The following is a 12,380-nucleotide window of genomic DNA, read 5'->3' on the forward strand; positions in this document are numbered from 1 at the left end:
CCCTTTGCGAGCGCCACCCAATGCTGAAATTGCCCGGCATGATGGAAAACCAAATTTAAGTACTTTCTACTAGGATCGGCCGAGGGTTAGTCCCGGGAAAGGTATTTGGGTCACTTGGCCAGCACTGCATCCAGTCTCAGCCGGTTGAGACACTCGGTATTTTCTTTCGCGAACCTGCCGGCGGCGATCGCTTTTGTGGTGCTTGTGATCTGCGCCATTCTCGCCGACCGCGAAAACAGGATCGTTTCAGACCAATTGGCGCGCGCCGACGTCTTGGCCAAGGTGAACATCATAAGGGCCAAGCTGGAAGGCAACATCAACGGTAACCTCCAGCTTACGCGCGGCCTCGTTTCGGCGATCGTGAGCGAGCCCTATATGGGGCAACAGAGGTTTGCGGCACTGGCAAGCAACCTGTTAGAGCAGGAATCTCAGCTGCGCAACGTCGCCGGCGCGCCTGACCTCGTTATCTCGCTCATGTATCCAATGGCTGGCAACGAAAAGGCCATCGGCCTCGATTACCGCAAGAGCGATGCCCAACGCACCGCCGCCCTCAGGGCGCGCGACCTGCGGGTGCCCGTGCTGGCCGGTCCAGTCGACCTGGCGCAAGGAGGGCAGGGCTTCATCGGCCGCTTTCCGGTGTTCGTGAAGACGGCGGGGGGCGGCGATCGCTTCTGGGGCATCGTCTCGGTCGTCGTTGACGTCGAGCGCCTCTACAAGGCAAGCGGGCTTACCGACGGTGATCTCGACATCGAGATCGCCCTGACCGGCAAGGACGGCCTTGGCGGGACGGGTGATCGCTTCTTCGGTGGCGAGAGTATAACGCGCGCCAACCCAGTGACCGAGACAGTGCATCTGCCGTCCGGTTCCTGGCAGATCGCGGCGATCCCAAAAGGTGGCTGGGCCGCATCGGCGAAGAATCCCTGGACCTTGCGGGCCATCATGGCATTGGCGGGGGCGCTTGTCGTGCTACCCATTCTCGTTGCGGGGCGGCTGTTCGGCGAAAGGCAGAAAAACTTCGCCGAGCTCAGGCGATTGTCCGGTCGCCTTGAACTCGCGCTGGATGCGTCGGGGATCGGTGTCTGGGAGCACAACATCGCTACCAACGAGCTGGTGTGGGACGACCGTGTCAACGAAATATACGGTAAGCCGGCTGACCGGAAGCCGCGCGGCTATGATGACTGGGCGTCAGTGATTCATCCGCACGACATCGAACGGGCGCAGCAGGATTTCGATGCCGCGGCGGCGGTGAAGGGACCCTATTCCTCGCAATACCGGATTGTCCATCCGAATGGCGAGATCCGGCATGTGCGCACGCGCGCGACCTATTTCCAGGAGCGCAACGACACGCCCAGGATGATCGGCGCCGAATGGGACGTGACAAGCGACGTCGTGCTCAACGAAAACCTTGTGCGAGAAAGGCAGTTGTCGGAGCTCAGGAACGCCGAGCTTGAAGTGGCCAAGGCGCGCATCGAACATGTGGCGCTCCACGATTCGCTCACCGGTCTGCCGAACCGCCGCTATCTCGACGACATGCTGGCGACGAGCACGCGTCCGGGAGAACGAACCGCGCTCCTGCATTTGGATCTCGACCGCTTCAAGCAGATCAACGACACGCTCGGGCACGCCGCCGGTGACGCCATGTTGATGCATGCCTCGAAGGTCATCACGGCTAATGCGGGACGAGCTGACTTCGTCGCGCGCATTGGCGGCGACGAGTTCGTGGTCATCTGTGCCAGGCGCGACGACGCCGAGCTCGCCGCACTGGCCGACCGCATCATCGAGGAGATGCGGCAACCCGTCGATTTTCGTGGCCACCAGTGCCGGTTCGGCGTTAGCATCGGCATTGCGACGAATACGGGCGAGGGGCTCGACGCACGGCAGCTCCTGGTCAACGCCGATCTTGCCCTTTACCGGGCGAAGAGCCGGGGCCGAAACCGCTACGAGTTCTTCAATGATGAGCTGCAAAGTGAAATCGTGGAGACCAAGCGGACCGCGGACGAGATCCTGGGTGGCCTCGAGCGCAACGAATTCATCGTTTTCTACCAGCCGCAGTTTGACGCCGGCACGTTGGAAATTGTCGGCGTGGAGGCCCTGGCACGCTGGCAGCACCCGACGCGCGGGATCCTGGGCCCTGACGTCTTTTTGAGGGTAGCGGAGGAGCTGAACGTCGTCGCGCTGATCGACCGAACGGTCCTCAAAAGGGCGTTGGCCGATTTTGAGCGCTGGCAGCTTCAGCACCTCGACATTCCACACGTTTCGGTCAACGTCTCGGCACGCCGGCTTGAGGACAAGGACCTGATCGATGGCCTTCGCAAGCTCAACATCGGCGAAGGCACGGTCTCGTTCGAACTTGTCGAGTCCATCTTCCTCGATGAGAATGACGACCTCGTCGCCTGGAACATCGAGCACATCAAGGACCTCGGTATCGACATTGAGATTGACGACTTTGGCACCGGCTACGCCTCGATCGTCAGTCTGCTCAAGCTTCAGCCGCGCCGACTGAAGATCGACCGCCAGCTGATCACACCCATCACCAGCTCGCTGCCGCAACGGCGTTTGGTGTCATCCATCATCGAAATCGGGAAATCGCTCGGAATCGAGGTGGTGGCCGAAGGCGTCGAGACGATGGAGCATGCGCGCATCTTGAAAGATCTCGGCTGCGACCTGCTGCAGGGCTACGCGCTCGGCCGCCCGATGGACGCCAAGGCTCTAGAACGCTTTGCGCAATCTCGCAAATGGCCGGCCACGGGATAGGTGCTTCTAACGACCTCCGGGCGTCGCTCCGCTGGACGGCAAGTGAGCGTACGGTCAGGGCCTCTAGCTGTGGTGGACTCACGGATGTGGTGGACCCACCGAGCCTCGCGTGATGATTGCGGTCCGCAGGACCAGCCTTTCCGGCGGTTGGATATCGCCTTCCAGGCGACGAATGAGCAGTTCCGCGACGCTATGGCCAAGTGCATAGACCGGCTGGTCGACGACGGTGATCGGCGGAGTTGTGACCCCGGTCCAATCCGCATCGTGAAAGGTGATCAGCGAAACGTCGTCGGGAATCTTCATGCCGCGTCGGCGAATAGTCCGCAGGGTTTCCAGTGCAATGACACTGTCAGGCGAGATTGCCACGGGAAACGAACATCCCTTGTTGGCCAGATTCCGCCCAGCCCGGTTCGGTTGAGGAACCGTCGAATATGCTATCGACTCTCAATTCTTGAGGGACGGCAACGATCTTGTCTATCCATCCTGCGTGAAAACTCGCTGGGCTGAAGCCGCCCGAGGGTGACCTCGCAACGACCTGCGAAAACATAATCAGACCGGACTAATGTCCGAGGCTGCAGCTCAATCACGGGTAAGGCCTGGATGCTCGCCGGGGGCTCTGAGGTCCCCCAACCTGGGAACAAACTGGACCGTCCTACGTTGGGCAGCAAATGGAACAGCTTGGATCAGATTTGGCGGCGATGGCGCAACCTGGCTACTGGTTGGCTATGGTGTTTTTGTTCGCCCCTTACGCAATCGGCGTTTTGTTGCTGATCAGGTCGTGCCACTGCCTTTGACTTATCCGCCGGCGTTGATCTGCAGAGCGCCACGGTGATAGTGCAATGCACGACTGACCGAGTTCGCGCGATCAGTCACGTGTGACGAGCAGTCCGAGGTCTTCTTGCAGAGCTATCCGCACCCGCGCCCCAATTCCAGCCGGCTGGCGACTCCCTGCCGTGAGGATTGGTCGAGCTACCTGTGTCGATCGGCCCTATGCCGTCTGCGCAGGCTCATTGAGGTCGAACTCGATAACCAGTCCTCGATCGATCGCAGCTCTGGCAATAAGCGTTGCCAATTCACGATCAGAAGCGAGGCTTTCGCGGAAAACTGTTCGTATCGCCACCACGGCCGCCGATACTGACAGCGGCCAAGGTTTGCCTCGCCTGCAGTCAATATAGTGCTGAATAAGGTAGTCCAGATCACGGCGCTTTTGGCTCATCGCAGCCTCCATTCCTCGTGAACGTACAAGAACGAGCCCCGGCCGCACTTAGATTTGTTAAAGGCCCCGATTTGTTTTGCTCGAGAACAATTCAGCACAAGGGTGCTTGGCTAAGGAGAAGGTCCATCGTCTGATCGGAAGCTCTCGCCTTGGCTGCTTCCGGTTGTCGCCTTCCTAGGTGGTTGTCGCCCCTACCATTGGGAGCCGCTGCCCTGCTCGTCTCAACTCGTCACCAAACGCGACGGCGCTGACGGCAAGTTTCGGACCGCGTCCTGGAACACAGCGTGGCTCTCTTGGTTTGGTCGCCAACGAATGCCAGTGACGCGAAAGAGAACCTCGATGCCCTCTGCGACGGCCGCAACTGTTTGGAGCGCCTCAGCCAGCACCGGCACCTGTTCATGAACGATGGTCTCGAATCACTGGCAAAAGCTATCGGCCGCGGTAGTGCAATCCTCTTCGTCGGGGCGGGTGTCTCGATCAGCGTTGGGCTTCCGTCTTGGGAAAAACTGATCGAGCAGATGGCAAAAGAACTTGGGATCGATGACGAGTTTTCGATGCGCCGCGACCGATTTCAAACTCTGGCCGAGTACTATCGGATACGGCATGGCAGCATCGGACCACTGCGCAGTTGGATGGACAGAAACTGGTCGGTCGCCAAGGATCGGATAGAAAAATCGGAGTTGCATCGCCTCATCGTGATGCTCAATTTCCCCATCATCTATACCACGAATTACGACCGCAACTTGGAACTGGCGTTCGAAATATACGGTCGACGATACGTCAAGGTGGCCAATGCACGGGATGTAGCTCAAGCCCGCCAGGGGGTTACCCACATCGTCAAGTTCCATGGCGACTTCGACGAGGATTCTTCTCTTGTCCTGACCGAAACGGATTATCTTGACCGGCTTTCCTTTAATTCCCCACTCGATGTGCGGTTTCGTTCCGATGCACTTGGCAGCACGATCCTGTTCATAGGCTATAGCCTCTCCGACCCGAACATCCGGTTGCTGTTGCATCGCCTGTGGCAAACCTGGCATCGATCTGGGTATGAAAAAGATCGCCCTCCTTCTTTCATTTTCATGACCAGCCGAAATCCTGTGGAGGAGGCGGTGCTTGGGCGTTGGGGTATTTCAGTGGTCGTCGGCGAACTCGATGATCCGCAAGCTGCTCTGGTGAATTTCCTCAGTCAATTGGCGGAAGCGGTTGAGCATGAGCCGAAGTTTCACCTGGCGGAGCCTGGTGGAACAATGCCGGCCGGGCGCACAAATGGAACGTCCGGCTCGGAGGGAGGTTAGGCGGGCCTCTCGAAGGAGCCCGCTAGATGGCAGAGAATTCCGTCCGAAATTTCAACATCAATTTCGGTCCCCAGCATCCTGCGGCGCACGGCGTGCTACGCTTGGTTCTCGAGCTCGACGGCGAGGTCGTCGATCGTGTCGACCCTCATATCGGCCTGCTTCATCGCGGCACCGAGAAACTGATCGAAACCAAGACTTATCTCCAGGCGCTGCCATATTTCGATCGTCTCGATTACGTGGCACCGATGAGCCAGGAACATGCCTGGTGCCTTGCAATCGAGAAACTGATGGGCCTAGCCGTGCCGCGGCGTGGCCAGCTGATCAGGGTCCTGTTCAGCGAGATTTCGCGGATACTTTCTCATCTGCTCAATGTCACCACCCAAGCCATGGACGTGGGAGCACTGACCCCGCCCTTGTGGGGGTTTGTCGAACGCGAGAAACTGATGGTCTTCTACGAGCGGGCCAGCGGCTCTCGGATGCATGCCGCTTATTTTCGTCCAGGCGGCGTGCATCAGGATCTGCCGCCAGACTTGATAACAGACGTCGGCAATTGGATCGACCCGTTCCGCAAAACCGTGGATGACCTGGACAGGCTGCTGACGGACAACCGCATCTTCAAACTTCGCAACGTTGACATCGGTCAGATCTCGCAAAGTGACGCCTGGGCGTGGGGTTTTTCAGGCGTGATGGTGCGGGGATCAGGTGCCGCCTGGGACTTGCGGAAGTCCCAGCCATACGAGTGCTATGCCGAGATGGACTTCGATATACCCGTCGGCAGGAACGGCGATTGTTTCGACCGCTACCTGGTGCGCATGGAGGAGATGCGCCAGTCGGCCAAGATCATGCGGCAATGTATAGACCTGCTCGCAAGCGAAGGACCTGGGCCGGTTTCCAATAACGACGGCAAGGTCGTCCCGCCCAGACGTGCGGCCATGAAGCGTTCGATGGAGGCTTTGATCCATCATTTCAAGCTCTATACGGAGGGCTTTCGTGTGCCGGCCGGCGAGGTTTACGCGGCGGTGGAAGCGCCGAAGGGGGAGTTTGGCGTCTACCTCGTGGCCGACGGCACGAACAAGCCTTACCGATGCAAGCTGCGTCCTCCGAGCTTCGCTCATCTGCAGGCAATGGACCTGCTCTGCCGTGGCCATATGTTGGCCGATGTCACGGCCATTCTAGGTTCACTGGACATTGTCTTGGGCGACGTGGATCGATAGCCCTGCGGATCCGCCAGCCCAGCCGATGGCGATAGGTTTTCAGCAATGATGCCGGCGGTATCCTCAAGCTGGCCGCCGGATGTCTTTATTGCTCTTGAATTGCGCCGACCATGGCGGGCTTAGCCCGCGACGGCATGATGATGGTGTGCGTCACGCATGAAATGGGATTTGCTCGCGCGGTGGCCGACCGCATGACCTTCATGGATGCCGGCCAGATCGTCGAGGAAGGCAAGCCCGACAGCTTCTTCGGGAGCCCGAGCATGCCCGGACCAAGCCGTTTCTCAGCCAGATTTTGAAGCAACTGACGCGAATTTTGCTAAGCCGCAGCCGGCGAGTTAGTGTGTCCGAGACACACTCTCATTTTTATGCTTTCCCTGGACATTCGCAGGGCGGCACAGCATTCATTGCTGTCGCATGTGAGGGTGAATTGGAAATCGATGGCCTCGAGGCTCTGATAGACGTGCCCAACGCGGCAGCGGTGGAGCACGCGCGAGAGCTGTTAACACGGCTAAGGAGAGGTCAGACGCTGCAACCGACACGATCGATCAGTTTCTGCTCGATCTGATGACGTTGAACTTTGTCGTCGAGTCCTGCCACCCGCAATTCCATGCGCCGGTCCGGAAAATGGCGCGAATTTGAGTGACAATGCTCAAGTTACTATGCGGAGCTCCCGCCTGAGAGCGCCCGCTGCGCCCGGCAACAGTTTCGACTTGCCGCTATCCAGCAGGAACTTGCCGACACGATGGGGATGTCGCTCGTCCACATGACCCGGACGCTTGACCCATTAATACGGGGATGTCACCCTCGGCGATTGAACTGCCCGAAGAGCGGGCGACCGATGCCGGGCTGGGGAGCGGGGCAACGTCGGTCGCCGTCAAGGACAGAGACCATTGATTCAGCAAACTGCGTTGCGATTGGTCCTTGGAGAAAAAGAGGCGATTCGCACAGGAATAGCAACTGGACCCAAGTGCACGTTTGAACGGAGCGAGCTCGTCTCGTCTGTTACCTGCGTGGGTTGTTTCAGGGCCGCGCGTCGGACACTGTTTAACCGAATTGCCGCCTGTCGACGGACTTCTGCACGTCGAAAGATATGAGCTTGCGCGGTGATTGGCGCGGCCTAAGAAACGAGGGCCATGCTGACCGAGCATGAAATCAGTGAACCAAGGCGGGTCGTCAGTAAGGGCAGATCCGCACGCGTTCCAACACCCGGTGGTGATGGTGCCAGTGCCTCAACAGCTTGACCCGGCAACGGCGGTAGTGATGCCTGGAGTAGCGGTGCGGATACCGTACCATATAACCAGGATAGTCACTGTAGTACCGCGGGCCGTAATAACGGCCGCCATAGTCGTAGAACGGAGCCCCGTAGAACGCGCCGCCCGAAAATGGGCCGAAGCCACCGAACGGGCCAACGCCGAGGCCAGGCAATCCCCATGCATCCGCCGGGGCGACCGTGGCGGCCGCGGAGGCAACAGCGATCAATGAGGCAAGTAGCAGCTTTTTCATGGCAACCTCCTAAAGGCTGATTAACTGCTAAACGACCGCAGGAGGCCTGAGTTCCCGATCGCTAATGTTCGCTGGGTTCGCTCGAGCCCATCGGCTGGCTTGCCGCACCGAGGACGCAAATAGTTCCCCAGGCGGCGTTTGTCGGACGGTGGGCGACCGGGCGCGCAGCCTGTCGGTCGATCATCACCATCGGCGTGCGTCCATCCGTTGCCGGAGGCTGAGCGCCTGCAGGTGAAGGCTGAACCAGACATGCCGAGTCGTGAGTGGATCGGTTCCGATACGTTCGGAGCGCTGTCTTTCGCCGCGCCGAGGTGGACTTGAGCTTTCACCACGCCGACCAGACAGGCTCGAAGGCATGGTCGCCAGGCGTCCCACCAGCGCGTATCGCAGTGGGCCAACGATGAACCGCCGGATGATCAAGATGGACATCATCCGCGTGCAGGGCGAGTCCGGCAAGCGTGCCATGGTGCTCGTGGCCATGGACTGCTGCGCCGGTGGCGTCTTCGTCGCTTTTCCAGGCTGACAAACAAAGCGCTTGCAGGAGCCTTGCATGGAAAGCTCGGCAGTGCAGCCCTTGTCGGTCCTGTGAAGGTCCTGAACCGCGAAGAAATGCTGCTCGATGCAAGGCTTGGACGACCAGTAGAGACACTGCGGTTCGGCCAACGGCCTACGCCGGCGCAAGCAGCGACCTTGTGATGAGCGTTAAGCTCGCCTCATAGACGCAGCCCCCGGTGTTGTCGCGGACCATACCGCAAAATCGTTGAGGTCTGCCGGTAGCGGATGGTCTGCCACTATTGCAGGCAGAAGCCGCTATCGCTTCCTCGCGCATGTCGCACGGGCTCATGTCGACGCCCAGATCGTCGCGGGTGATCTGTCCATTCTCAATCGTGTCGAAGAAGTACAGCGTCATAGCGTTGGTGAACCCGCCGGATTGGGCTTGGTTCCATCATGGTTTTGTCCGGCACTTACCGCTCGTATCGCCGTCTGCTAAGATTGTCGCGTTTCTGGCGGCCCGGTATTCCGATTCCCAAGGCAGCACCTCGAAGTCGGGCTGGTATCTAGACGCTCTGTAAACGTCCTGCGATAGGTAACTGCACCCGGTTCCCTCTCTCACGCAGACAAATGCTGGGACGCCTGGGCACCGGTAAAGGCCAATCGTGTGCGAAACGAAACTCTTCATAGTTGTAGGCTTTTCATAGCATGCGATGCGTTGAACGGCATCAAAGAACCGAACGACCTCGGTGCGCGCCTGGTCTGTGTCATGGCCGCGTTCAATAGCGACTGACAACAGATGCTTAGCCGTTTCGTCCCAAAGAAGGGCCGCTTCATCGTTCGGAAGCCGAGCTATTGCGTCCGCGACGACTTTCACGGAGGAAAGCTCTCGGCTGACGGGAAAGGCTGACACTGACATGGGCTGAACCCTTCGAGTCTGTTACACCCGCGGGGCGTATTTCAGGTGGCGGGAACAGGCTAAAACAACAGCCTCTGCCAGAATACTTCAGCTCGACAACTATCCACCGCTTTCATCAGCCCCATGCCAATTCGCCGCCTCCTCGTGCTCAAGGAACCCGCCGGGCTGGCACCGGATGCATGCAGCGGCCGCTGACCCAATCGGTCCAGCCGTCGGTAGGCGAGCCCGTGCGCGGCGAAGGCTTCGCACACGTCCACGGGCCCCTGGGCGACTACGGCGCGCGTTTGTGAGTCCTGGATCGGGGCGGTCGATCTCTTGTTTAGCGGGTTGAAGGTCCTACCCGCGCGGTTTGTAGCGCTACGGGAGCGGGTGCTTGGCCTTACCGAGGCGAGGAGGGAGAGACTTACGATTTCACGCAACCAAGTCAGTTTGCCAGCATTGATATCTGGAAACGCCGGAGGAGGCTTGTGCTACATCATAGCGTGCCCCGGGAATTTGAGATCGGTGACGAGGTCGCGTTGACAGGCACCGTCACCTCGATACTGCCTAGCGGACGGGCCCTAGTAAGCATTCCGTCCTATGAGCAACCCTATTCGGTTGACCCGCCACCCAAAACCCGCGCTGGAGATGAGGTCATTCTCGTCGGCGACATCATCCGCGTCGATCACAAAGCCGACAAGTTGACAGTGCGGATTGATTGCGGGGGTATAATCACTGTCGGACACTCTGCGATCATCAGGTTGAGAAGGCACCGTCGGCCCTTGTCACGCTGACGCCCACAAGCTGCAAAGTGCAGCACGATGAGGTGGATTTGCTCGAGCGCCATGCCGCGGTAAGGTATCGCCCAGCTTGAGGCCGACTTTCCATGGCCGGCAGTGGCCTGTGGCGGGTTCGCAGGTGGCCGCAGTCTGCAAGCGCTAACTTTGTTCGTTGGGCTCACCAGCTTGTGCGGTACCCGCGTCCGAAACGGAGCCTCGCCGCGGTTCGCCTGTTGGTGAAAGACGGCCCTGCTCACGGCCTATTTGTTTGCCGAATTTATACGCCAGACAGAGGGCACCGAATTGAACGAGTAAGCGTATCATGGAGGTCTCCTTTCTGGCCATCAAACCAACCCTGTGCGTTTAGGTTCCAGTTCTTTGCTGGAGGCTGAGTGCTGAGGCGCAGGGCAACGAGTTCGGTGGGTTGTGCGAGAGGAAGTCGACGACGGCCCGGCGCTCGCGGGGGGTCGAAACGACGGGTGAAGTTCCAGGTCGCGCGTGGTCACGTCAATGTTCATAGCCCTGGGCTCCGTGCTCGCTCCAGGAGCGACAATCCCGCACTTTTGCCAATCGCGTTCTTGGCCACGTATCGGGCGCGCTTTGCGGCCGTCGCTCAACCCGGTGAAGCCTCACCCAAGGGTCGCTGGCTTCCGTGTTCAAAAGAGTAGGTGTGAGTGAATTCGGCACCCAGAAGAAAAATCAGCGACGAGTAGTAGATCCAGAGCAGCACAATGATTAACGCGCTGGCGGCTCCGAATGAAGATCCTATGGCGCTGCTACCCAGGTACAAGCCGATCAGGCTCTTGCCGACCGTGAACAGCGCGGCTGTCACAAACGCTCCGAACCACACGTCGCGCCATTCCAGATGGCGGTCCGGAAGAACCTTGTAGATGGTGGCGAAGAGCACTGCTATCAGCAGGTAGGAAATCAAGATATTCAGCCCTTCGATCAAGATGGATCCGAACGGCAAAAGCCGATTGATCGTGTCCCCTAGCGCGGTAATGGCGGCGCTCACAGCAAGAGAAACGATCAGCAGGAAACCGAGGGCGATCACCAGTCCCAAGCTGGCCGTCCGGGCACGAATGAATCGAGGGATCGAGCCTCCCCGGGGTTTTGCTTTCCAGATCTCATTCAAGGCCGTCTGCATCTCACCGAACACGCCCGATGCTGTCAGCAATAACGTCACCAGGCCCACAATGGTAGCGATGGCACCAGACGATGGGTTGGATGCACTTTGCAGTGCGCTTTGTATGACATCCGCGCCTTGACTGCCCATCAGGCCTGTCAGTTGTCCCGCGACGGCGTTGCGCGCTGCGCCCTGTCCAAATACCAAGCCTGCTATAGCCACCACCAGCAACAGAATGGGTCCCAGAGAGGTCACCGCGAAGAACGCCATTGCGGCGCCATGGCTGAAAGCGCTGTCGCCGATGAAGCCGGCCACGCTCGATTTCGTAATTCGCCAAGCCTTGTCCAGCATCTCTTTTTCCCGCTACCGATTACGAAACCTAAGTGGTCAGAAGTTGCGCCCCGCGCGGTGACCCTCTCAGGCCCGATCACCTGTGGATTTTGTTCCGTGGCGGCGCGAAGGTCAGATGGTCAACCGCCATCGCTGTCCAACAAGAAGATCGGTTGATTGTTCCTGTCGAGTTAGTGCGGGTTCAATGGCGCTGGACAACCCCATGCAGGGCGTCACGCCGAGGCGGTCCGCCGGAGTGATACGGCAAGGCGTAGCGGCCGGGCTCCGACATTTTACCGGTTTGGACTCCGACAAGATCAGGATGCGAGCCACCAGTTTGGAAACGCGAACACTCCCCGAGCCGTGAGGTCTGAGAACTGACAGAATTTCGGTGGTGACGAGCAAGACGATACCGATCGCTGCTAGAGCCATGATCAAGATCATCGCGGCCTCGAAACTTCCTCCGACCCGGCCTATGTGGTCCATCATATTGAGGCTCCGCTACGGCGGCCTATTTTCCGTTTGCGAACAAAGACGGAAAGCTGCTCCAGCGGAATCACCAATGTTAGCGCATCCGAAAAATCGGGCCGCACACGACTTGGCGCTCGCCACCGCGATTCTGCCGATCTCTTCGGAAGGCCGCTTCCGCGACACTGTGGGCAGGTCATCGTGGAGCCGTCGCACTGGCCCTGGTGGACGCCGTGAGGGCAGCATTGCCGGCACTTGCCACCTGCCCGCCGATCGGAGAGGCAAGAATGCAAGCAGGAGGAATT

The 12,380-nt window shown here is 59.2% G+C and carries 9 protein-coding genes and 1 pseudogene; 4 read left to right on the top strand and 6 right to left on the bottom strand.

The window, feature by feature from the left end; genetic code table 11:
- The first annotated feature begins 144 nt into the window (after positions 1 to 144).
- The gene (locus tag MESAU_RS14045) at positions 145 to 2,754 is read left to right on the top strand and encodes a bifunctional diguanylate cyclase/phosphodiesterase (protein ID WP_174361993.1); all 2,610 of its coding nucleotides are present in this window, start codon (positions 145 to 147) and stop codon (positions 2,752 to 2,754) included.
- Positions 2,755 to 2,832: 78 nt separating this feature from the next.
- On the opposite strand, the gene MESAU_RS31905 is transcribed toward MESAU_RS14045, so the two are convergent.
- Positions 2,833 to 3,120, bottom strand: coding sequence for a substrate-binding domain-containing protein (locus MESAU_RS31905; RefSeq protein ID WP_280739572.1), 288 nt, complete (start codon positions 3,118 to 3,120; stop codon positions 2,833 to 2,835).
- A gap of 622 nt (positions 3,121 to 3,742) precedes the next feature.
- Positions 3,743 to 3,970 (bottom strand): hypothetical protein, encoded by a 228-nt coding sequence (locus MESAU_RS14055; RefSeq protein WP_015316687.1) that lies wholly within the window; start codon positions 3,968 to 3,970, stop codon positions 3,743 to 3,745.
- A 398-nt stretch (positions 3,971 to 4,368) separates the two neighbouring features.
- Between MESAU_RS14055 and MESAU_RS14060 the strand changes: the two genes are divergently transcribed.
- The 3 genes and pseudogenes from MESAU_RS14060 to glnQ form a co-directional block, all read left to right on the top strand.
- Positions 4,369 to 5,265 carry an SIR2 family NAD-dependent protein deacylase gene (locus MESAU_RS14060; protein ID WP_245263007.1) on the top strand — a complete coding sequence of 299 codons (897 nt, stop codon included), beginning with the start codon at positions 4,369 to 4,371 and terminating at the stop codon, positions 5,263 to 5,265.
- A gap of 26 nt (positions 5,266 to 5,291) precedes the next feature.
- Positions 5,292 to 6,479, top strand: a complete 1,188-nt coding sequence (locus MESAU_RS14065) for an NADH-quinone oxidoreductase subunit D (RefSeq protein WP_015316689.1) — start codon at positions 5,292 to 5,294, stop codon at positions 6,477 to 6,479.
- Positions 6,480 to 6,586: 107 nt separating this feature from the next.
- Positions 6,587 to 6,777, top strand: a pseudogene (glnQ, locus tag MESAU_RS30185) (glutamine ABC transporter ATP-binding protein GlnQ); the annotation flags it as partial.
- An 875-nt stretch (positions 6,778 to 7,652) separates the two neighbouring features.
- Here the strand turns inward: glnQ and MESAU_RS30190 are convergent.
- From MESAU_RS30190 to MESAU_RS14080, 4 genes are all read right to left on the bottom strand, one after another.
- Positions 7,653 to 7,982 carry a hypothetical protein gene (locus MESAU_RS30190; RefSeq protein ID WP_015316690.1) on the bottom strand — a complete coding sequence of 110 codons (330 nt, stop codon included), beginning with the start codon at positions 7,980 to 7,982 and terminating at the stop codon, positions 7,653 to 7,655.
- Positions 7,983 to 8,928: 946 nt separating this feature from the next.
- Complete coding sequence (locus tag MESAU_RS31910) at positions 8,929 to 9,393, bottom strand: DUF6074 family protein (RefSeq protein WP_015316692.1); 465 nt, start codon at positions 9,391 to 9,393, stop codon at positions 8,929 to 8,931.
- A gap of 1,371 nt (positions 9,394 to 10,764) precedes the next feature.
- A complete protein-coding gene (locus MESAU_RS14075) occupies positions 10,765 to 11,628 on the bottom strand; it encodes a YihY/virulence factor BrkB family protein (RefSeq protein WP_015316694.1) in 864 nt (287 codons plus the stop codon).
- Between the two features lie 111 nt (positions 11,629 to 11,739).
- Positions 11,740 to 12,096, bottom strand: coding sequence for a hypothetical protein (locus tag MESAU_RS14080; protein WP_157163649.1), 357 nt, complete (start codon positions 12,094 to 12,096; stop codon positions 11,740 to 11,742).
- Between the last annotated feature and the right edge of the window lie 284 nt (positions 12,097 to 12,380).

Source organism: Mesorhizobium australicum WSM2073, from assembly GCF_000230995.2.
Classification (GTDB): domain Bacteria; phylum Pseudomonadota; class Alphaproteobacteria; order Rhizobiales; family Rhizobiaceae; genus Mesorhizobium; species Mesorhizobium australicum.